This window comes from Candidatus Methylomirabilota bacterium (assembly GCA_003104975.1).
GTDB lineage: Bacteria > Methylomirabilota > Methylomirabilia > Methylomirabilales > Methylomirabilaceae > Methylomirabilis.
The window spans coordinates 278,198-299,055 of sequence record PQAM01000008.1 but is presented as its reverse complement, the minus strand read 5'-3'; the positions used below and the strand labels follow the sequence as shown (position 1 = coordinate 299,055).

Genomic DNA, 20,858 nt, shown 5'->3' with positions numbered 1-20,858 from the left:
TTCGGACGGCAAAATATACGGAAACGGTACCGAAAAAGCAATGGAAAAGTTCAAGGGGAAGGGCTCAGTCGCATAGGACGCGGATCTGGGGCTCATCCAGCTCTGAGACCCCGTCGATTCGCGCCCCGTACGAGGCAAGCGACAGTAGATAGTCAATTGCGGCCAACCCCACCTCTTCACCCGGCACAAGGACAGGCACACCGGGCGGATAGATCGTGATGATGTCGGCACTGACACGCCCCTCCGCCTTTGCAAGCGGCAGATACTCCGAAGGGCCAAAGAAGGCGTCACGCGGGGTTCGATGAAGCTCCCGACCCAACGGCGGCAGCAAAGAGGGAACAGCCCGCAGATCGCGGGATCGGGCACCACGCCCGGCCAGACTCTCCAGCGCCGCGACCAGCCGATCCAGGTCATCCCTGCGATCCCCGATGCTCACGATGACAAGGACGTTGAAGAGGTCGGCCATCTCTACCTGGATGCCGAAGTCGGCGTTCAGGATAGCAGACACCTCAAATCCGCTGAGACCGAGTCCCTTGACGCAAATAGTCAGTTTCGTCACATCCAGAAAGAAATCCCGATCTCGCAGCTCAGCCTCCCCAAAGCAGGAGAGACCGGGAATCCGATTGATACGGTTCCTCGCGTCTTGCGCAAGGTTGATGGCTTTATCCAACAGCTTCTCCCCCTCGGTCGCCATCTGCATTCTGGCCAGATCCAACGAGGCCATCAAAATATACGACGGACTGGTGCTTTGCAGAAGCAGCAGCAGCTTGACAACTCTAGGATAATCGATCGCCGCACTCTTCAGGTGCAGCATGGAGGACTGGGTCATCCCCCCCAGGATCTTATGGGTGGACTGGACGCAAAGGTCGGTGCCGGCATCAAGCGCCGAGGGCGGCAGGCCCGGGTGGAAATGCAGGTGCGGACCGTGCGCCTCGTCGACCAGCACGACGACACCCCGGCGCCTGGCCATCGCGACGATAGCGCATAGGTCGGCCGTCACGCCGTAATAATTCGGACTGGTCAGGGAGAGCACCTTGGCCTTCGGATGCTGCGCCATGGCGCGCCCCACATCCTCGGCCGTCACGTTTAACAGCATGCCCAGCTCCGGGTCGAAGGTCGGCAGGAAGAAGCGCGGTATCGCGCCGCTGAGGATGATCCCGGTCAGGATCGATTTATGCGCATTCCTCGCGATGAGGATCTCATCTCCCGGTCTGACCGTTGACAGGATCATGGCATGATTGCCGCCGGTCGTTCCATTAATCAGAAAGAACGAGTGATCGGCTCCGTATGCCTCGGCCGCCAACTCCTGGGCCTCCTTGATAACCCCGATCGGACGCTGCAGACAATCGACCTCGTCAAGTGTTGTCAGGTCGATCGTAAAGATCTTGGGGCCGACGAACTTGCGGAAGCGAGTCGAGATCCCCTTGCCGCTCTTGTGCCCGGGGGTGTGGAACGAGACCTTGCGGCTCTCCGCCAGGTTGACCATCGCATCAAAGAGGGGAGTCCTATACTGTCGTTCGGGAACCATCACAAAAACAGGGGATAGGGGTTAGGGTATAGGGTATAGGAGGGGCAAGAAGAGCAAAGAACCATGGGATGTGTGTTTGTAGGATAAGTTCTCGTCGGACCGATCTTGCATTCTAAACCCTTCACCCTAAACCCTGTCTTTCAGTGGAAGGTAAAGAGGGGGGCGTTGTCCTCGATGATCCGCTTCTCCTCTTCAAGCCGCTGCCGTACATACTTGGGGAGGAGAAACGACATCTGATGTGTCTGCCCATCATAATACCGCAGGTCACACCCCATCCGTTCGGCAATCAGGCGATCGATCGCATCCGGGTTAAACGCTCGCGGGTCGGCCCCCTTCGAAGCTATAGAAAATCCCCAGGGGAGGGCAAAGCTGGGGATCGTCGCCCAGTAAGGGGCTACGACGGGAAATACAGTGCGCAAGGTCTGGTGGATGGCAGTAAAGCAGGATAGATCTGAGAGACTGACCGCACCTGCCTGCAGCGCGATCACCCCCTGATCGGTCAGACAACGATGTACGATATGATAAAACTCCCGCGTAAACAGGAGATAGGCCGGACCCTCTTCCACCGGCTCAGAGATATCGATAATGATCACGTCAAACCGCTCGTCCGTCTCCTCCAGATAGCGTCTGGCGTCCAGGAAACGAACCTCGGCGCGCGGATCGTCGAACGCGCCCTTATGCCACTCGGGGAGCAGTTCTTTGCATCGATTGACAACCTCCTCATCAATATCGACCATCAGCGCCCGCTCCACCGTCGGGTGCCGAAGGACCTCCCGCAGCGTCGCCCCCTCCCCGCCGCCCACAATGAATACCCTCTTGGGGGCCGGATGACTGAGCATCGCCGGATGGACCAATGTCTCATGGTAGATAAACTCATCAAGGAGGCTCGACTGGATCTTGCCGTCGAGGATCAGGGCCTTCCCGTAGCTGCCGAGCTCCATAATATCGAGCGACTGAAACGGGGTCTGCGTCGAAAACAGGGCCCGCCGAACTCCGTGCAGGTGTCCCTCATCAGGACCCAGCGCTTCAATGAACCAGTGAAAGCTCTTGATCGGCATCGACAACCTTCTCGATGGACGAACTGAGTTTATGGATCAACTTCCCGACATGTCCTGGGATGATCCCCCGCCGCATCTCGACCACCGACGGCTTTTTGCACCGAAAGCGGGCGGCAATATAATCGACGGCTACCTCAGGTCTGAGAACATCCCCACAGGTAAAGATATCGACCGCCGCATACCGGTATTCGGGCCAGGTGTGAATCGAGATGTGAGACTCGGCGATCACAACCACGCCGCTCACACCAAAGGGATTGAACTCGTGGAAGGAGGTGTCAACAATAGTAGCCTTACAGGCATTCGCCGCACTAACCAGAATATCCCTGACAACTTCAGCTTTTTTCAGCGACTCTGGGTTACAACCGTGTAGCTCCACCAACAGGTGTTTCCCGAGTGCTTGCAACGATCTACCCCCCCTCGTAAAATTGTTGTTCGATATCCACCTCCCCGTACGTCTATACGCAAATGCCTTATATCGCGTTTTGAGAGAAATGCAAGAAAAAAATGAGGGGGTCGCGAAATTTCTCGTCCCCTTCTCTTCCGTTCCTCAGTCGGCACGACGGTCGATCGGACGACATCGTGAAAAAGCTGTAGACTTCATCGGCAGACGTGCGTAGAATTTTTAAAAGTGATAACGTAACGTAGACAATAGTGCTGGCATCCAGACGGATATGAATATGATGCGGGTCCCCTTCTTCGATTTGAAAGCACAGTACGCGGTCATCAAGCGCGAGATCAGGCGTGCAATGGATGAGGTCTGCGACAATCAGCAGTTCATCCTTGGCCCGCAGGTTCGGCGGCTTGAGGATGAGATGGCGCGGTATTGTGGAACCCCCCACGCGGTGGGCGTCTCCTCCGGTACCGACGCCCTCCTGCTGGTTCTCATGGCCCTGGACATCCGCCCGGGGGACGAGGTGATCACGACCCCATACACCTTTATTGCGACGGCGGGATCTATCGTCAGGTCCGGGGCCACACCGGTCTTCGTCGATATCGATCCGATCCGTTTCACGATTGATCCGAAGCGGATTGTCGATCGAATCACGGAGCGGACGCGCGCGATCCTCCCGGTCCACCTGTTCGGTCGATGCGCCGAGTTGGAGCCGATCCGCACCTTGGCTGCGCAGCACAACCTCGCTGTTATAGAAGATGCCGCCCAGGCGATCGGAGCAGAGGATGAATACGGCAGGAGGGCGGGCTCGATCGGGCAGGTGGGCTGTTTCTCGTTTTATCCCACAAAAAACCTGGGCGGTTTCGGCGATGGCGGGATGGTCGTCACCGCCGACCCCTCCCTGACCTCAACGCTTGTGTCTCTCAGGAACCATGGGGCGTCAACCAAATATCTCCACTCGCTGCTCGGCGGTAATTTCCGCCTTGATGAGTTGCAGGCAGCCGTCCTGGGGGTCAAATTTCCACACCTCGATCGGTGGATCGAACAGCGGATCGGCAATGCCAAAGCGTATGATGCCCTCTTCCGTAAGATGGGTCTGGAGCATCGGATCCGGCTTCCGGACATTCCGAGGAATGAACGGCACGTCTTCAATCAGTATGTCATCAGGGTTTCACGGCGAGACGAGTTGAGTCGCTTCCTTACGTCTCGGAGCATCGGCCACGACATCTACTATCCTGTGCCGCTCCATTTGCAGGTCTGCTTCCAGTACCTTGGGTACAAGGAAGGGGACATGCCGGCGTCCGAACAGGCCGCCAGAGAGGCATTAGCTCTGCCGATCTATCCGGAGCTGACCCAGCCGATGCTGGAATATGTCGTGGATGCCATCCAAACCTTCTACGACGGATGATCCCGCAGACCGGCCTGTGATAACTGCCTTTCATCACGGAACCATCCTCATACGTTCAATGCCGGTGGGAACGCTCGGCAGTGAGAACACTCCTGCGAGCGCTACGTTCTTTTGGGATTGCCAGCGCTCGACCAGATGTGATATATATAAAAATCCCGCGTGAACGGTCAATGGCTGATCAGTTGCAGTGGCCTATATTGCCACAATACGGTAGGTCTGCGGCTTGGAATGCACCCTACCCTTGGGGTAGTATCCATTCTCATGGCCGGAGCGTCCCGAAGGCCGGGTATCGACCGCGTCCCTGACCCGCTGACCCACCGCTGACACTATCACTGTTCACGCAGGATGTGGGAGCATATGGGGACGGCTGCCATGAGGGAGCTGAATGGTGGAGACGATTCAACTCCTTATCGCGACGGTCTTCTTACGACCCTACGTATTTGTATTCCTGGCGTTCTACCTGACGGCGGCGACCGTTGCCATCGGGTGGCAGCGGACCGCGCTGCTGACAGCAATCGCCTGGGTCGTCGCATTCACGGCCGAATACTCCTCGACCAGGAACGGAATTCCATTCGGTTTTTACAGCTATATTCCGAGCACCATCGGTCAGGAACTGTGGATCAGCAACGTCCCGTTTATGGATTCGCTCTCGTTTACGTTTCTTGCGTACGTCAGCTTCACACTGGCGCAATGGCTCAGGCTGCCTGTCGGCGCAAGCGATCAAGAGGTGGTCGCCGCCAGACGGTCCTTCCCGGTTTTGGTGCTGACGGCCTTTCTCTTCATGCTGATCGATGTGGTAATTGACCCGGTCGCGCTGAGGGGCGATCGCTGGTTTTTGGGAAAGATCTACGAATATCCGGAACCGGGAATCTATTTCGGCGTGCCGCTCACCAACTTTCTTGGGTGGGCAATTGTCGGATTCGTGACAATCGCAATATTCCAACAGGTTGACCGCGCCCTGCCGCCGGAGAGGGGATCGAACCCTGGTGTAAAACCGATCCTCTGTGGGGTCATGCTTTACTATCTGATTCTGGTCTTCAACCTCGTGATGACCTTTATTATTGGCGAAATGCTGCTCGGGATCACCGGAATTGTGTTGTACACCCCGATTACCTGGCTGGTCCTCAAACGCTACTGGCAGCAGGGGTCAGCGCATACGCTTGTCGGTCGCAGGGTGCTGTCATGAGATTTCCACTGCACATCACCACCGATATGATCAAACACCAGGTCCGCCATGGGCTGAAAGGGCAGGCACGTTATCCGTTCGTCCTCATGCTGGAACCGCTCTACACCTGTAATCTGGCCTGCCTCGGATGCTCTGTCGAACGACACACCGGACGCATCGAGGACCGGTTAACACTCGAGGAGTGCCTGAAGGCGGCGGATGATTCGGGCGCTCCGGTCGTCTCGCTCTGCGGTGGAGAGCCCACCATCTACCCCGAACTGAAGGAGTTGGTGGAGGGGATCATCGCGCGCAAGCGCCACATCTACCTCTGCACAAACGGGCTGCTGCTCGATCGGACCGTCTACGGCCAAATCGCGCCGCACAACCGACTCTCGATCAACATCCACCTGGATGGATTGAAGCGAACCCACGACGAGGTCTGCGACAGGGAGGGGGTCTTCGATAAGGCGCTCGAGATGATCAAGGAGGGGAAGAGGCTCGGCTTTCGCGTGACAACTAATACGACGATCTTCAAAGAGACCGACATGGATGAGGTCGAGGCGCTGTGCCGCCTGCTGCGCGAGTATCAGGTGGACGGCATGCTCCTGTCCCCGGGATATCACTACGCCTCGATCGAGTCCGATTTCTTCCTGGCGCGCGAGGAGATCCACCAAAAGTTCCAGCGAGTGCTCGATCTGTCGACGCGGTATCGGCTGACCTCCACCCCGATGTTTCTCGAATTTGCGGCCGGCCTGCGCGAGTATCCCTGCTCCCCCTGGAGCACCGTGACCTACACCCCCCAAGGTTGGAGGGGGCCCTGCTACCTCATCGGGGAAAAGTATTACCGAACATTCGAGGAGTTCTGGCAAAGCGTAGACTGGGACTACTGGGAATCCCGCCAGGATCTGCGCTGTTACAACTGTAAAATGCACTCCGGCTTCGAGGCCTCCGTCGTCCGCGGACTCCGAAACAGCCCGAAGGACATGCTCAGGATGGCCGTCTGGAACTTTCTGGAGTAGGCAGCATGGCGACATCATCCAATAGGAATCAACAGCTTGAGACGGCGGCCGATACTCTGCGAGCCGATAGAAGCCCGCTCGATAAGGCGATCGATCAGGCGCGGGCCCGACTCCTGGCCATGCAAGATCCCGCCGGCTTTTGGGTTGCGGAGCTGGAAGCCGACACCACACTAACCTCCGAGTACATCATGCTCCGTTATCTGCTCGGCAAGGTCGACGCAACCAAACAGCGGAAGGCTGCGGCCTATCTGCGCGAGACACAACTGCCCGATGGCGGCTGGAACATCTACTATGGCGGACCAAGCCACCTGAGCACCACGGTCAAGGCATACTTCGCGTTAAAGCTCTGCGGCTATGCTCAGACAGAGCCGTTCATGCAGCGGGCCCGAGAGCTCATCCTCCGTCAGGGCGGCCTCTTTCACGCCAACGTCTTTACGAAGTTTGCGCTCGCCATCTTCGGCCAACTCGATTGGCGGGGCGTCCCGGCCATGCCCGTTGAACCGTTCCTCCTTCCGGAGCGGTCATTCTTCAACATGCATGAGATCTCCTATTGGTCCAGGACCGTACTCACCCCGTTGATGATCATCTTCGCTCATAAGCCGGTCATACCCGTCCCGACCGGAGCCGATCTGATGGAACTCCGGACGGAGCCTGCGCCGAAGCATGACTACCGGTTTCCCAAAGACCATCGGCTGGTGTCGTGGCAAAACCTTTTCCTGGCCGTCGACCGACTGCTCCACTGGTATGAGCGACGTCCGAACCAGCGCCTCCGCCAGTTGGCGATAGAACGAGCGACCAACTGGATGCTTCGCCGCATGGGAGAAGGCGGCCTCGGCGGAATCTTTCCGGCCATGGCCAATTCGGTCATCGCGCTGCGATGCCTGGGCTACGAGGTCGAGCACTCTGTAGTAGCCGGAGCGTTCAAACAGATCGAGGCCCTCGAGGTGGAAGACGAACGGACCCTCCACCTGCAACCGTGTCTTTCCCCGGTCTGGGACACCTGCCTCGCGGTCAATGCGCTTCTCACGTCCGGGCTTCCCGTCGACCATCCCGTCCTGGTTGGCGCATGTCAATGGCTGCTCTCAAGGCAGACTCAGACCGTGGGCGACTGGAAGGTCAAGGCTCCGGACGCCGAACCGGGCGGCTGGTATTTTCAGTTTGAAAACGAGTTCTATCCCGACATCGACGACAGCGCAGTGGTCATGACCGCCCTGATCAAGACCGTTCTCCCAGATCAGGCCACCAAAGAGGCGGCGATCAGGCAGGCGCTCAAGTGGGTCCTCCCACTGCAGTCGAGCGATGGGGGCTGGGCCGCGTACGATAAGGACAACAACAAACGGTTCCTGAACGAACACCCCTTCGCGGATCACAAGGCGCTGCTCGATCCACCCACGGCGGATCTGACGGGGCGGGTGCTTGAGATGCTCGGCCATCTGGGCTGGAGCAACGCCACCTCGGTGGCGCAGCGCGCGATCGCGTTCCTGAAGCGCGAACAGGAACCCGAGGGGTGCTGGTACGGCCGATGGGGGGTCAATTACCTGTACGGAACCTGGGCGGTGCTGGCGGGTCTTCGAGGCATCGGAGAACAGATGGACCAGCCGTACATCCGGCGGGCCGTTGACTGGCTGATCGGTCATCAGAATCCCGACGGCGGCTGGGGCGAATCGTGCCATTCCTATGAGGATCCGCGGACAGCCGGTCAGGGTCCCAGCACTGCCTCCCAGACCGCCTGGGCGCTTTTGGGGCTCTTACACGCCGGTGTCGTACGGCACCCTTCAGTAGAAAAGGGCATCGACTATCTCCTCCGAACCCAGGGCGCGGATGGCGGGTGGGAGGAACGGGAATTCACCGGAACAGGATTCCCCCGCGTCTTTTACCTGCGGTATCATCTCTATCGACTCTACTTCCCACTCTGGGCCCTTTCCCTGTATCGTACCCTGCTCCAGAAGGCCGCTTCCGGCCACAATGACAACGGCGCACCCCCCTCAGACTGATCGGGTCAGCAGCGCGCCGCTCGCCGTCTTCGTGGCGACGCGGGCAGAGATGAAGCCGATCGCGACCGCCCTGCCGCCCACCCGTCAATCAGCGCACCGATCGGATTCGATCGTCCGGGTTGAGACAGGGGGCCGGAATCTCCTGCTGACGCGAACAGGGGTGGGACCGGATCACGCCGAAGCCGCTGCCCGCCGCCTCTTCGAAGACACGTCTATTGCTGCCGCCTTATCGCTGGGCGTGACTGCCGGGCTGGATCCTGAGCTGCGGACCGGAGACCTGGTTGTGGCGGACCGGGTGATCCTTCGACGCGGCTCAGGGCAGGTTCTTCGACGCGACCCTCAACAACGCCCACACAGAGCAGGCGACTCGACATTGGAGAGTGTCTCCTGTGACTCAGGCTTGCAGGACGCGGCCGTCACCGTTATCCAACGGTGGAACAGTCGGTACTGCCTTGGTCCGATCCTCACCGTTGACCGCATCGTCCTGACGGCAGAGGACAAACGCCGTCTGGCGGCGGAGTCGGGCGCAACGGCCCTGGATATGGAGAGTGCCGCTATCGCCTTCGCCGCCGCGGCCCGCTCCATCCCGTTCCTGGCCGTTCGCGGCGTCCTCGACACCGTCGATGAAGATATTACGGTCGGCTTTGATCAGTTTCTGAACGGCCACGGGGAGCCGCAACCCCTTCCGCTCATGCGCTATCTAATCACGCACCCGTTCGCCGTTCCGTACCTGATCGGACTGGGCGTTCGAACAAAGGCAATCTGCGCCCGCCTCGGTCTGTTACTCCAGGCGCTCTCGACTACCCTGAGCTGACCAGTGGTCTACACCTCCAGAGGTTCGTTGTGGCAAATCCCGATCTCTCGAAGCTGAGCATCGACAAGAGTGCGGCCCGTATCCCGCGCGCGCGTCGACGGCTGTGGCCCTGGGCGGCAGGCGTCGCCCTCTTGGTCGTTGCGGCGATACTCGGTTTCTCTGGCGGCCTCGGTGGTACGGTGACGGTAGAGACCGCAACGGTCACGACCGCATATCCATCGCAGGCGGTCACCGCACTCAACGCCACCGGCTATGTCGTCGCACAGCGCAAGGCGGCGGTAGCGTCGAAGGCAACGGGGCGTCTCGAATGGCTCGGCGTCATGGAAGGCAGCCACGTCAAGAAGGACGAGGTCATCGCGCGGCTCGAGAGCCGCGACGTTGCGGCAAGCCGCGAGCAGGCAGCAGCCAACGTTAAGGTTGCGACGGCAAACCTCGAGCAGGCGCAGGCCGAACTGCGCGACGCCGAACGTACCCTGGCACGCTGGCGCGAGCTGTGGCAGAACAAGTTTGTCAGCGAGTTGGAGCTCGATACGGCGGTTGCGCGGGCCGACAAGGCGCGCGCGACAGCTCAGTCGAATGAGGCCGCCATCTCAGTAGCGCGGGCCAACCTGAAGGCGGCGGAGGTCGCGCTGGACCAGACGCTGATCCGCGCGCCGTTCGACGGGGTGGTCCTGACCAAGAACGCCAACGTCGGCGACAACATCACCCCGTTCTCAAGCGCCATGGATACCAAGGGCGCGGTCGTGACCATCGCCGATATGTCGACGCTGGAGGTTGAGGCAGACGTGGCCGAGTCGTCGCTGGGTCGGATTACAGTCGGCCAGCCGTGCGAGATCCAACTCGATGCCATACCCGATACACGCTTTGCCGCCGTCGTGAACCGGATCGTGCCGACCGTCGACCGCGCGAAGGCGACGGTGATGGTCAAAATCGGGCTTGTGGAGCGTGACACGCGCGTCCTGCCGGACATGAGCGCGAAGGTTGCGTTCCTCGAGCGCGAGGTCGCGCCCGAGGAACGGAAGTCCGTCATCGCCGTCCCAAGACAGGCGGTCGTCGAGCGCAACGGACAGCAGGTCGTGTTCGTCGTCAAAGAGGGCCGGGCGATGCGCACCACGGTCGAGACCGGCCGCACACTCGGCGATCTTGTCGAGATTCGCGGCGTTCCGACAGGGGAGAAGGTCGCCCTCACACCACTCGACAAACTGACCGACGGCACGCGCGTCAAGACGGACCGGAAGTGACGGTAAGAGGCACACACCCGTGAATGAGACTGCCGCTCGGCCGCTGATCGATATCCACAACCTCGCCAAGTCCTACCGGCGCGGCGGACAGGTCGTACCGGTGCTGACCGATATTACCCTTCAGGTGCGGGCAGGCGACTTCCTCGGCCTGATGGGTCCGTCCGGATCAGGCAAGTCGACGCTGCTCAACCTGATCGCCGGAATCGACAAGCCCGACACCGGCGAGATCCTCTTTGACGGCGTTGACATCACCCGGCTGTCGGAGACCGAACTCGCCGACTGGCGCGCCGGAACCGTCGGCTTTATCTTCCAGTTCTATAACCTGATACCGGTTCTCACGGCCTTTGAGAACGTCGAGCTGCCGCTCACGCTGACCCGTCTGAACCGCCGCAAGCGACGGGAGCACGTCGAGGCCGCGCTTGCGCTCGTCGGTCTGTCCGATCGCATGGCCCACTACCCATCCGAGCTCTCCGGTGGACAGCAGCAGCGCGTCGCCATCGCGCGGGCCATCATTACCGACCCGCGCCTGATTGTCGCCGACGAACCGACCGGCGATCTCGACCGACACTCGGCCGAGGAGGTGCTCACGCTCATGGACCGCCTGAACACCGACCTCGGTAAGACAATCGTGATGGTCACCCACGACCGACGCGCCGCCGACCAGGCCCACGCGATCATGTATCTCGACAAGGGCGAGCTGTCGACGGCGGACGACGTGCACGAGCGGTCGCTGCGGTGAACGTCCGGTGCAGTTTCTGAAGCTCGTATTGCGGAATGCGCTCCGCCACAAGTTGCGCACCGCGCTGACGTTGCTCGGCCTGGTGGTGGCGATCCTGTCGTTCGGGTTGCTGCAAACGGTCGTGGACGCCTGGTACGCCGGGGCGGCCGGGGCGGCCCCGACGCGGCTGGTCACGCGCAACGCGGTCTCGCTGGTCTTCCATCTGCCGCTCAGCTATCGCGACCAGATCCGCGGCGTCGACGGGGTGCGTGCCGTCTCGTACGCCACCTGGTTCGCCGGCATCTATCAGGACCCGAAAAACTTCTTTCCGCAATTCGCCGTCGAACCGCGCACCTATTTCGCCATGTACCGCGAATATGTCGTCGCGCCGGAGGAGTTTGCCGCCTTTCTGCGCGACCGCAAGGGCGCCGTGGTCGGCCGCAAGCTCGCCGACACCTACCACTTCAAGGTCGGCGACGTACTACCGCTGCGCGGGACGATCTACCCCGGCACCTGGGAGTTCACGGTGCGCGCCATCTACGACGGCGTCGACACCAAGACCGATACCTCGCAGATGTTCTTTCACTGGGAGTATCTGAACGAAACGATCAAGAAGCGCGCCATCCGTCAGACCGATCAGGTCGGCGTCTACCTTGTCGACGTCACCGACATCGACCGCGTCGCCGAGGTGAGTCGCGCCATCGATGCCGTCTTCAAGAACTCGCTGGCTGAGACCCTGACCGAAACCGAGCGCGCCTTTCAGATCGGCTTCGTCAAGCAGACCGAGGCGCTGGTCATCGCCATCCGGATCGTCTCCTATGTCGTCATCGTCATCATCCTGGCGGTCATGGCCAACACGATCGCGATGACCGCCCGCGAGCGGCTCTGCGAGTACGCGACGCTCAAGACCCTCGGCTTCTCACCGGCCTATATCGCAGCGCTCATCTTCGGTGAATCGGTCGCCATCGCCGCCAGCGGCGCGGTCATCGGTATCGTCGCCACATTTCCGGTCGCCGCCTGGTTCGCCGCAAAGGTGGGGACGCTGTTTCCCGTGTTTGAGGTGAGCGGCGAGACCGTCGCCCTGCAGATCGTCTGCGCGCTGGGGGTCGGGATCGCCGCGGCGGTCGTCCCGGGACGGCGGGCGGCGACGGTCAAGATCGTCGAGGGGCTGCGCGCCATCGGGTGATGGCGGAGGGTACGCGATGCCGATCCCGGTCTCATACAGTGTCCGGAACCTCTGGACCCGGAAGTTGACCACCGCACTGACTGCCGGCGGGATGGCGCTCGTGGTCTTTGTGTTTGCGGCGGTGATGATGCTCGACGCGGGACTGAAGCAGACACTCGTCGCGACCGGACAGCCGAACAACATCCTGGTAAGCCGCCGCTCCTCGGGCACCGAGATCCAGAGCGCCGTCGCCCGCGCGCAGGCAGCCATCATCGAGAGCCAGCCGGAGATCGCCACCGGTCCTGCCGGGGTGCGAATGGCCTCGAAGGAGGTGGTCGTCCTGATCACGCAACCCAAGCGCGGGACCGGCGTACCGACCAATGTGACCGTGCGGGGGGTCGGCGCGCAGGGCCTCGCCCTTCGCCCCCAGGTCCGGGTCGTCTCTGGGCGGATGTTTCGGCCCGACAGCACCGAGATCACCGTGGGCAGGAGTATCGCCGAGCGCTTCGACGGAACGGGGATCGGCGAACGACTGCGCTTCGGCGGTCGTCACTGGACGGTGGTCGGCGTCTTCGACGCCGGCGGATCGGCGTTCGACTCGGAGGTGTGGGGCGACGGCGAGCAGATGATGCAGGCGTTTCGACGGACGGCGTTCTCGTCGGTCGCCGCGCGGCTGACCGACCCGTCGCAGTTCGAGGCGCTGAAGCGGCGGCTGGAATCCGATCCGCGGCTGACCCTCGACGTCAAGCGCGAGCGCTCCTTCTATGAGGAGCAGTCGCAGGCCATGTCGAACTTCATCAGCTACCTCGGGCTGACCCTTTCGGTGATCTTCTCGGTCGGCGCGATGATCGGCGCCATGATCACTATGTACGCAGCGGTGGCCATCCGCACGTCGGAAATCGGCGCCCTGCGCGCGCTGGGATTCCGCCGGGGTGCGATCCTGGCGGCGTTTCTCCTGGAGGCGCTGTTTCTCGGACTCGTCGGTTGGGTGGTTGGACTGGCGTGCGCCTCGGCAATGCAACTCGTCCAGATCTCGACGATGAACTGGCAGTCGTTCTCGGAGCTGGCGTTCCGGTTCGCTCTCACGCCGGAAATCGTCTGGAAATCGCTCGTCTTCGCGCTCACCATGGGGCTGCTGGGCGGCTTCCTGCCGGCCGTCCGCGCCGCCCGCCTCAAAATCGTCGACGCCCTCCGAGCAGCTTGATACAAAGGCATCTGGATCCCCACCGAGCCAGTGCCGGGTAGCAACAGGGACACTTACCGACCGAAACCTTGACAGGCTATTGGAAAAGCTAGAGAATCAGCATGCAACCAAGGCTGAGCGCGAAGCATCGCAAGACATTGGAAGCCGTCTTTGCAGACCCTGTGCGTGCCAACATCCATTGGGCAGATATCGAGCGTTTATTGGTCGCTTGCGGAGCAGATATCACTGAAGGACGCGGTTCAAGAGTGCGCATTGCCCTCAAGGGCGTTCGCGCGGTATTTCATTGTCCCCATCCCGGAAAAGAAACTGATCGAGGCGCGGTTGCGGCAATGCGCCGTTTTTTGACAGAAGCAGGGGTGATGCCATGATGGAGTACAAAGGCTATCTAGCCCACACCGAGTTCGACGATAAAGCCAATCTCTTTCACGGAGAGGTGATCAACATCCGCGACGTGATTACGTTTCAGGGCAAATCGGTGGATGAACTACGTCGGGCGTTTGAGGATTCGGTAGAGGATTATTTGGCTTTCTGCGCCGAGCGCGGGGAAGAGCCGGAACAACCGTTTGCGGGTCAGTTGACGGTACGGCTATCACCCGAACAACACCGCCGAGTAGTTTTAGCCGCTGAGAAGGCGGGGAAAAAACCTGAAAGATGGGTGGCCGAAGTGCTAACGCAAGCGACGAGTTTGGCACGCGGCCCCAAGGCAGGGAAGGTCGCCTAACAGGCCTAGATAGGCTTTCAGGCGCAGATGATGCTCGGTGCCGAATAACACACGGGACCATCGAAATAGATATGGCGTACGGTACACCGTACGCCATCATAGGGGATTGGAGAGACGCATATGACCAGTATAACCGCCACTGAGGCCCGAAAAAGACTGTACGCGCTTCTGGACGATGTTGCCGATTCCCACGAACCGATCCAGATCGCTGGCAAGCGTCATTCCGCCGTGCTCGTATCGGAAGCCGATTGGCGCGCCATCCAGGAGACGCTATACCTGAATGCGATCCCGGGAATGCGTGCGTCGATTCGCAAGGGCTTCAAAACGCCTGTCGGGAAGTGTCACGAGGTGCTTGATTGGTAAAATGAAGGCTCGCTGCAAGGAGAGCGTCATGACAACTGTAGAGACGATCGAACGCGCTATCGAACAACTTCCTCCGGAGGAACTGGCAAAGTTTCGACGTTGGTTCTTGGAGTTCGATGCTGCTGCCTGGGATGCCCAAATCGAGGCGGATGCCGCTGCCGGAAAGTTCGATGCGTTAGCTAAAGAGGCACTAGTCGAATATCGTGCGGGTAAGGCGCGCGAGATGTGAGACACTTCACGTCGAGTGGATTCTGGCGATGTTTCGATACTCTGCCACCCGACGTTCAAGATCTCGCCCGACGCTGTTTCACTCTCCTCAAAAAGAATCCGGCACACCCCTCCCTACACTTCAAATCCGTGCACGGCGGACGCTTCCGTAGCGTCCGAGTCGGTATGCATTACCGCGCCCTCGGCGTATTAGTCCCTGACGGAGTTCAGTGGTTCTGGATCGGGTCGCATGCCGAGTACGACAAGCGTTTTGGCTGATCGACGTTTGTCGACAATGGCGAAATCTGAAAAATATTGACAAGCCCCTGGAACGGCAAGAGACTCGCGATAACCGTTTGGGGCTCTAAGGTTACACGAGGTCGATCAGCCCTGTACCGATAGCTCGACTAGTGTGGTTAATGGTCAGGTTACCTATGCGGAAGCCGCAATGAGCATTACATTCCAACTGACTTCACCTGTAGATCTTTTTGAGAAATTACGAAGGGAGGCAGCACGGCTGGATCAGGGTGTCAGTGCCGATAACGTGTTCAATTTCGCCGTGACGGCGTGGCATCTTTACGAGTGGCTCAAGAAGAAGCCCGGTACGTGGGCTCCTGAACAGGAAGCTGATCTCGATACAATCCGAAAGAGTGAATATTTACAGATTTGCCGCGACATCGCAAACGCGAGTAAACACTACTCGCTCACATATACTCCGACTGCCAAGGATATTGTCCACGTACCAGGGGGTATAGGCAGAACGAAATTGGGAGTGAGTCGTTTAGGAAAAGCGAAAGATACGATCGATATTAAAACAGACGTCGGTCGGTACGAGATAATCAACCTAAAAAATCGAGTTATTGAGTTGTACGAGGCATTTTTCGCGAAGTGCCCGTAAACTGACCGTCCAGGGTATGTAGTTGCCGGAAGGTTTTTCAACTCTCCATGGCTGGGACACAGAACATCTTGTCATGGACAGACGATTACTCGGCACAACCCATGGGTTGGATAGGCGATGGGACTCGCGGACGGATTCCTGCCCGCAGTGCGCGCCGCGCGCCTCAAAATCGTCGACGCCCTCCGAGCAGCTTAAACACAATACATCCCGCCTCGGCCTCCTATTTCGAAAGATATTTCTCCGGCGACTGTTCGAAGGCGCGCTTGCAGCCCACGGCACAGAAATAGTAGGTCACCCCTTGATGGACGGCGGTCGCCGCCGCCTGCTTCTCATTCACCGTCATCTTGCACACGGGATCGATAGCCATCGCTCTCTCCTTTTATCGCGCATACTTTCGATCGATTGCCGCCTTGATCTCTGGAACCTTCTTCCCCTGCTTGTACATGGCATACGCATCCAGCGTAATGTCTTGGCACATCCTTCACGTGTCCGCATGCCGATCCGCGTAACAGTCGAGGTTGTTCCGGTGGTCCGCCATCCCGTAGCAGCCACAATAGCACGGCATCTGCTCGATCAGCTCCGGTACCTCCCTGGCGATCCGATAAGTCTCAGCCAGCTTGCCACTGAACAGCGCGGGCGAAGGTGTCGCCGGGCGAGGACGCCTGGGGATCCCCGGCAGGCTGCCATCCCCACCTGCCACAGCAAGTCCACCGGTCGCCAGCCCGACGAGGAGGCCCACCAGACCTCCGCCAATGATCTTTAACGCCCATCGCCTATCGGATTGCTTCATTGGATCTTGTTCCATATACGCGTTCACCTCCCTTCTTACCAATCAACCCGAACCAAAATCGTGTACTCGACATTCGTTGCAGCTTTCTGGACGTCATTCCGGCCAAGCTCGCGTCGCGGGCACGAGTCGGAATCCAGGAAAGAACGTAGGTTCTGGATTCCTGCTTTCGCAGGAATGACGACTCAGAGGGTGTCGACCTTTTCATCGAATTTCTGACACAGAATACCGGCTGCTATTGTATCACACCGGTAAGCCGCTATGCGGATGCGGCTACGTCCATCGGCCGGAATCGCCGTAACCGGAGGGCATTGCTGACCACCGTCACCGACGACAGCGCCATGGCGCCACCGGCCAGGACCGGACTCAACATTACCCCGAACAACGGGTATAGGACACCGGCGGCCACCGGGATCAGGATCACATTGTAGGCAAACGCCCAAAACAGGTTCTGCCTGATATTGCGCATCGTCAGCCTGCTTAACTGGAGGGCCGTCACAACGCTGCGCAGGTCGCCACCGATCAGGGTGATATCGGCCGCCTCCATCGCCACATCGGTCCCGGTTCCGATGGCGATTCCGACATCGGCCTGGGCCAGGGCTGGGGCATCGTTGATCCCGTCGCCCACCATCGCGACCAGCTTCCCCTGCTCCTGGAGCTGACGGACCTGGAGCGCCTTGTGTTCGGGGAGGACCTCGGCCAGGACGCGATCGATCCCCACCTGCCCGGCGATGGCCTGTGCGGTCCGACGGGTATCACCGGTCATCATCACCACCTCGATACCCAAATCATGTAGCGCCGCCACGGCTGCCTTGGAATGCGGCTTGACGACGTCGGCTACGGCGATGATGCCGAGAAACCGACCATCGGCGGCCACGAACATCGGCGTCTTACCTGCGCCCGAGAGCGCCTGCGCCTGGACGTCCATCCCGGCAAGGTCGATCCGGTGCTGCCGCATCAAAGCCGCGTTGCCGAGAAGAACCTCCTGTCCCTCTACCACCGCCCTGATGCCATGTCCTGGAGCGGCCTTAAACTCCTGCGGCTGGGCAAGATCGAGCCCCTGCGCCCTGGCGTGCTCAATAATCGCCTGGCCGAGCGGGTGCTCGGAACCCAGTTCCGCTGAGGCGGCCAAGCGAACGAGTTCGCGTGAGGCGTGAGGCGTGAGGGGAACACTCGGAACAACGTCGGTGACGACCGGTTGGCCGACGGTCAGCGTGCCGGTCTTGTCGAAAATAATGGCGCCCACCTGATAGGCCCGTTCGAGGCTCTCGGCGTTCTTGATCAGGACACCATGCTCGGCCCCCTTGCCGATACCGACCATAATCGAGGTGGGCGTCGCCAGACCCAGGGCGCAGGGGCAGGCGATCACCAGGACGGCGACGAAGTTCGAGAGGGCTACAAGAAACGCCTGCTCCCCCCCGACCAACCACCAGATCCCAAAGGTCATCACCGCGATCACCAGGACGATCGGGACAAAGACGCCGGCAATCCTATCGACCAGTCGCTGGATCGGCGCCTTCGATCCCTGGGCCTGCTCCACCAGTCGGACGATCTGGGCGAGGACCGTCTCCCGTCCGACCCGCGTCGCCTCGAACGTGAAGCTTCCCATCTTATTGACCGTCGCGCCGATCACCTGATCGCTCGGCCCCTTCTCGACGGGAAGGCTCTCTCCGGTCAGCATCGACTCATCCAGCGCCGACTGCCCCTCGCGGATGATCCCGTCCACCGGGACCTTCTCACCCGGCCTCACCAACACCAGGTCACCGACCCGGACCTCTTCCACGGGGATGTCTTGCATGACGTCGCCGCGGATCACCCGAGCGGTCTTGGCTCGCAGTCCCATCAACTTCTTGATCGCCTCGGAGGTGCGGCCCTTGGCCTTGGCCTCCAGCCACCGCCCCATGACGATCAGGGTCATCAGGATGGCGGCGGTGTCGTAGTAGGTCATCGTCTCCATCCCCGCCGGCGCGATGGACGCCGGGAAGAGGGTAAGTGCCGCACTGTAGAGATAGGCCGCATTTGTCCCGATCGAGACCAGGGTGTTCATGTCGGCGGTTCGGTGTCTCAGGCTCGCCCAGAACCCCCGATGAAACTGCCGGCCGACCCAGAACTGCACCGGGGTGGTCAGGACCAGGAGGACGTAGGGGTCGGAGAGCGGCGCCGGAGCCCATGGGAACCAGGCCGGAAAGCTCCCGAACAGGACAGGAAGGCTCAGGGCCGCGCCCGCCACAAACTTGGTTCGAAGTAGACGGATCTCTGCATCTGCCGTCGCCTTCTCCTGATCGGGCGCTGCGGCGGCAGTAGTTACGTCCGCAACCTGATACCCAGCATCTTCAATCGCCTTCCGCAGATCGGACGGTTGAACGATCGGGGCAAGGTAGGTCACGGTCGCCCGATCCGTCGCAAAGTTGACGGAGGCGGAGACCACCCCCGGGACTGACGATAACGCCTGCTCGATGTGCTGAACGCATGAGGCGCAGGACATCCCACGGATCGGGAAGACAACGTCGGCGACCGGTACTTCATAGCCGAGCTCTCGAACCTCCCGGACAAGTCGATCGATGGTGGCCTGCGTGGGATCGTACGAGATCGTCGCCTGTTGCGTTGCAAAATTGACACTGGCCGCCTCGACCCCGTCGAGCCGCGACAGGCCGTCCTCGATCCTGGCCACACATGAGGCACAGGTCATGCCCCCGATGGGGAGCGCGACGGTATGAAGAGCGCGGGAGGCGGGAGGCGGGAGGCGGGAGGCTTCGACACTGGCAGCTTGAGCTTCAGGCTTCGCACCTGAAATCCCCCCGTGCCCCCCTTTGGTAAAGGGGGGGTGGGGGGATTTAGGCACATACTGTTCCGGCGACCTGTCGAACGCCTCTTTGCAGGCCACCGCACAGAAGTAATAGTCCACGCCTTGATAGCGGCTTGTGCCTGCAGCCTCTTCGGGGAGTACATCCATGCCGCAAATCGGATCTGTTGCCATTACCGGCTCCCCAAACCCTGAGGTCTATCGCGAAGGGCCCCTCGCCCGGCCCAAAGGCCATACAGCCAAACTATAGGACGAGGCGTCCCCGCCCAGACCTGATCTTCAAACCATCGGTAGCCTGCGTCACCCATCAAGACCTTTCGGTACAGATCGATCACCGAACGACGCCGCTTGAGGACCTGAAACCAGAGCCACGGGGCCCGATGGGCCGCACGGCTGAGCCGATCGGCCGCCTCGAGCTCCGGGATGATCGTCCGCGAGACGGCGGTCTGATATGACGATAGGTCGCCGTTGCGGCTTCCGTCGGTCAGGATCGTCCGCGCCGCCTGTTGTCCGCTCTGAATGGCGTAATAGATCCCCTCCCCAAGAAAGGGATCGACCAGGCGGGCCGCATCACCTACAAGAAGGGCGCGCCCTCGGTGAAGCGAGCGGACCCCGTTGCCATGAATCGGAATCAACGCCCCGGTGGTCCGTATGGCGCTGCGATCCTGGAAGCCGGTCGAGTTCAGAAAGGCCGTCAGGCACGACTGGACCCGTTTCGCCGATCTGCGATCGACCGCCACACCGACCGAGGCCACGCCGCCTTTCGGAAAGGCCCAGCCGTACCCTCCCGGCGCGTGCCCCACATCCAGTACCACCCGACCCTTCAGCTTCGCCTCTCCCGTCCTCGTCAAGGGGAGCTCCACATCCAGCGCCGCCAGACCCGGCTGTCCGCGATCCGGAAAGAGATCCCGGGCCACGACACTGTAGGCCCCATCGGCCCCGACCAGGAAATCGGCGGTGACCGTCCTGCCCGCAATCTCGACCTCGACATGGTTTGCAGATGTCCTGGCGGATCGGATGGTCTGTCCATCCTGCAACTCGGCTCCGGCGTCAACCGCGCGTCCGCACAGCGCCTGATCAAACATGTTGCGCCAGATCATGAGGGCCACCGGCTCCGAGAAGGTCGCCTCCACCGCATCACGACCGCGCCAGGTAAAGGTGAGTCCGGTGATCCGCTCCTCTATCAGCACACTCGGATCGAACGGAAGCCACCGCTCCACCCGTCGCGACAGGCAGCCGCCGCACGGCTTGTAACGAGGCAACCGCCGCCGCTCCAGCAACAGCACCCGGGCGCCGCCCTTGGCCAGGGTAAGCGCCGCCGTCGCCCCGGCAGGCCCGCCGCCCACCACAATCGCATCGTACCGCATCACGGAC

Annotated in this window: 22 protein-coding genes; 15 read left to right on the top strand and 7 right to left on the bottom strand. The window is 60.7% G+C overall.

Annotated features, from left to right (window positions below):
* Nucleotides 1-64 precede the first annotated feature (64 nt).
* From C3F12_05085 to speD, 3 genes are all read right to left on the bottom strand, one after another.
* A complete protein-coding gene (locus tag C3F12_05085) occupies nt 65-1,528 on the bottom strand; it encodes an arginine decarboxylase (GenBank protein ID PWB47348.1) in 1,464 nt (487 codons plus the stop codon).
* 140 nt (nt 1,529-1,668) lie between these two features.
* Complete coding sequence (locus C3F12_05080; GenBank protein PWB47347.1) at nt 1,669-2,586, bottom strand: polyamine aminopropyltransferase; 918 nt, start codon at nt 2,584-2,586, stop codon at nt 1,669-1,671.
* Complete coding sequence (gene speD / locus C3F12_05075) at nt 2,555-2,989, bottom strand: adenosylmethionine decarboxylase (GenBank protein ID PWB47346.1); 435 nt, start codon at nt 2,987-2,989, stop codon at nt 2,555-2,557. The genes C3F12_05080 and speD overlap by 32 nt, the downstream gene beginning before the upstream one ends.
* 277 nt (nt 2,990-3,266) lie before the next feature.
* Here speD and C3F12_05070 point away from each other — a divergent pair, with 277 nt between their 5' ends.
* The 15 genes from C3F12_05070 (at nt 3,267) to C3F12_05000 (ending at nt 15,894) form a co-directional block, all read left to right on the top strand.
* A complete protein-coding gene (locus C3F12_05070) occupies nt 3,267-4,385 on the top strand; it encodes a transcriptional regulator (GenBank protein PWB47600.1) in 1,119 nt (372 codons plus the stop codon).
* 388 nt (nt 4,386-4,773) lie between these two features.
* A complete protein-coding gene (locus C3F12_05065) occupies nt 4,774-5,571 on the top strand; it encodes a carotenoid biosynthesis protein (GenBank protein PWB47599.1) in 798 nt (265 codons plus the stop codon).
* Nucleotides 5,568-6,569, top strand: a complete 1,002-nt coding sequence (gene hpnH / locus C3F12_05060; protein PWB47345.1) for a hopanoid biosynthesis associated radical SAM protein HpnH — start codon at nt 5,568-5,570, stop codon at nt 6,567-6,569. Before C3F12_05065 ends, hpnH begins: the two co-directional genes overlap by 4 nt.
* Nucleotides 6,570-6,574: 5 nt before the next feature.
* Nucleotides 6,575-8,563: a squalene--hopene cyclase gene (shc, locus tag C3F12_05055; protein ID PWB47344.1), complete on the top strand. Its 1,989-nt coding sequence runs from the start codon at nt 6,575-6,577 to the stop codon at nt 8,561-8,563.
* Nucleotides 8,535-9,377: a hypothetical protein gene (locus C3F12_05050; protein PWB47343.1), complete on the top strand. Its 843-nt coding sequence runs from the start codon at nt 8,535-8,537 to the stop codon at nt 9,375-9,377. The genes shc and C3F12_05050 overlap by 29 nt, the downstream gene beginning before the upstream one ends.
* Nucleotides 9,378-9,406: 29 nt before the next feature.
* On the top strand, nt 9,407-10,618 hold the full coding sequence (locus C3F12_05045; protein PWB47342.1) for an efflux RND transporter periplasmic adaptor subunit: 1,212 nt from the start codon (nt 9,407-9,409) through the stop codon (nt 10,616-10,618).
* A 19-nt stretch (nt 10,619-10,637) separates the two neighbouring features.
* Nucleotides 10,638-11,357 carry an ABC transporter ATP-binding protein gene (locus C3F12_05040; GenBank protein ID PWB47341.1) on the top strand — a complete coding sequence of 240 codons (720 nt, stop codon included), beginning with the start codon at nt 10,638-10,640 and terminating at the stop codon, nt 11,355-11,357.
* Between the two features lie 7 nt (nt 11,358-11,364).
* Nucleotides 11,365-12,522 (top strand): ABC transporter ATP-binding protein, encoded by a 1,158-nt coding sequence (locus tag C3F12_05035; protein ID PWB47340.1) that lies wholly within the window; start codon nt 11,365-11,367, stop codon nt 12,520-12,522.
* A gap of 16 nt (nt 12,523-12,538) precedes the next feature.
* On the top strand, nt 12,539-13,705 hold the full coding sequence (locus tag C3F12_05030; GenBank protein PWB47339.1) for a multidrug ABC transporter permease: 1,167 nt from the start codon (nt 12,539-12,541) through the stop codon (nt 13,703-13,705).
* Between the two features lie 101 nt (nt 13,706-13,806).
* Complete coding sequence (locus C3F12_05025) at nt 13,807-14,073, top strand: hypothetical protein (protein PWB47338.1); 267 nt, start codon at nt 13,807-13,809, stop codon at nt 14,071-14,073.
* Entirely contained in the window at nt 14,070-14,426 is a 357-nt protein-coding gene (locus C3F12_05020) for a toxin-antitoxin system HicB family antitoxin (protein ID PWB47337.1), read from the top strand. The genes C3F12_05025 and C3F12_05020 overlap by 4 nt, the downstream gene beginning before the upstream one ends.
* Before the next feature lie 120 nt (nt 14,427-14,546).
* The gene (locus tag C3F12_05015; protein ID PWB47336.1) at nt 14,547-14,789 is read left to right on the top strand and encodes a type II toxin-antitoxin system prevent-host-death family antitoxin; all 243 of its coding nucleotides are present in this window, start codon (nt 14,547-14,549) and stop codon (nt 14,787-14,789) included.
* A gap of 28 nt (nt 14,790-14,817) precedes the next feature.
* Nucleotides 14,818-15,018: a hypothetical protein gene (locus tag C3F12_05010; protein PWB47598.1), complete on the top strand. Its 201-nt coding sequence runs from the start codon at nt 14,818-14,820 to the stop codon at nt 15,016-15,018.
* Nucleotides 15,015-15,275, top strand: coding sequence for a hypothetical protein (locus tag C3F12_05005; protein PWB47335.1), 261 nt, complete (start codon nt 15,015-15,017; stop codon nt 15,273-15,275). The genes C3F12_05010 and C3F12_05005 overlap by 4 nt, the downstream gene beginning before the upstream one ends.
* 169 nt (nt 15,276-15,444) lie before the next feature.
* Nucleotides 15,445-15,894, top strand: coding sequence for a hypothetical protein (locus tag C3F12_05000; GenBank protein PWB47334.1), 450 nt, complete (start codon nt 15,445-15,447; stop codon nt 15,892-15,894).
* Between the two features lie 220 nt (nt 15,895-16,114).
* On the opposite strand, the gene C3F12_04995 is transcribed toward C3F12_05000, so the two are convergent.
* The 4 genes from C3F12_04995 to C3F12_04980 all read right to left on the bottom strand — a co-directional run bounded on the left by C3F12_04995 (nt 16,115) and on the right by C3F12_04980 (nt 20,851).
* Entirely contained in the window at nt 16,115-16,261 is a 147-nt protein-coding gene (locus C3F12_04995) for a YHS domain-containing protein (GenBank protein ID PWB47333.1), read from the bottom strand.
* Between the two features lie 114 nt (nt 16,262-16,375).
* On the bottom strand, nt 16,376-16,699 hold the full coding sequence (locus C3F12_04990; protein ID PWB47332.1) for a hypothetical protein: 324 nt from the start codon (nt 16,697-16,699) through the stop codon (nt 16,376-16,378).
* Nucleotides 16,700-16,940: 241 nt separating this feature from the next.
* Entirely contained in the window at nt 16,941-19,658 is a 2,718-nt protein-coding gene (locus C3F12_04985) for a copper-translocating P-type ATPase (GenBank protein ID PWB47331.1), read from the bottom strand.
* The gene (locus C3F12_04980; GenBank protein PWB47330.1) at nt 19,658-20,851 is read right to left on the bottom strand and encodes a hypothetical protein; all 1,194 of its coding nucleotides are present in this window, start codon (nt 20,849-20,851) and stop codon (nt 19,658-19,660) included. The genes C3F12_04985 and C3F12_04980 overlap by 1 nt, the downstream gene beginning before the upstream one ends.
* Between the last annotated feature and the right edge of the window lie 7 nt (nt 20,852-20,858).

Bases quoted from the DNA above. Each gene is read 5' to 3' on its own strand.
- C3F12_05085 (PWB47348.1), bottom strand. From the start codon at position 1,528: ATGGTTCCCGAACGACAGTATAGGACTCCCCTCTTTGATGCGATGGTC.
- C3F12_05080 (PWB47347.1), bottom strand. From the start codon at position 2,586: ATGCCGATCAAGAGCTTTCACTGGTTCATTGAAGCGCTGGGTCCTGAT.
- C3F12_05070 (PWB47600.1), top strand. From the start codon at position 3,267: ATGCGGGTCCCCTTCTTCGATTTGAAAGCACAGTACGCGGTCATCAAG.
- hpnH (PWB47345.1), top strand. From the start codon at position 5,568: ATGAGATTTCCACTGCACATCACCACCGATATGATCAAACACCAGGTC.
- shc (PWB47344.1), top strand. From the start codon at position 6,575: ATGGCGACATCATCCAATAGGAATCAACAGCTTGAGACGGCGGCCGAT.
- C3F12_05050 (PWB47343.1), top strand. From the start codon at position 8,535: ATGACAACGGCGCACCCCCCTCAGACTGATCGGGTCAGCAGCGCGCCG.
- C3F12_05030 (PWB47339.1), top strand. From the start codon at position 12,539: ATGCCGATCCCGGTCTCATACAGTGTCCGGAACCTCTGGACCCGGAAG.
- C3F12_05025 (PWB47338.1), top strand. From the start codon at position 13,807: ATGCAACCAAGGCTGAGCGCGAAGCATCGCAAGACATTGGAAGCCGTC.
- C3F12_05020 (PWB47337.1), top strand. From the start codon at position 14,070: ATGATGGAGTACAAAGGCTATCTAGCCCACACCGAGTTCGACGATAAA.
- C3F12_05015 (PWB47336.1), top strand. From the start codon at position 14,547: ATGACCAGTATAACCGCCACTGAGGCCCGAAAAAGACTGTACGCGCTT.
- C3F12_05010 (PWB47598.1), top strand. From the start codon at position 14,818: ATGACAACTGTAGAGACGATCGAACGCGCTATCGAACAACTTCCTCCG.
- C3F12_05000 (PWB47334.1), top strand. From the start codon at position 15,445: ATGAGCATTACATTCCAACTGACTTCACCTGTAGATCTTTTTGAGAAA.
- C3F12_04995 (PWB47333.1), bottom strand. From the start codon at position 16,261: ATGGCTATCGATCCCGTGTGCAAGATGACGGTGAATGAGAAGCAGGCG.
- C3F12_04990 (PWB47332.1), bottom strand. From the start codon at position 16,699: ATGGAACAAGATCCAATGAAGCAATCCGATAGGCGATGGGCGTTAAAG.
- C3F12_04985 (PWB47331.1), bottom strand. From the start codon at position 19,658: ATGGCAACAGATCCGATTTGCGGCATGGATGTACTCCCCGAAGAGGCT.
- C3F12_04980 (PWB47330.1), bottom strand. From the start codon at position 20,851: ATGCGGTACGATGCGATTGTGGTGGGCGGCGGGCCTGCCGGGGCGACG.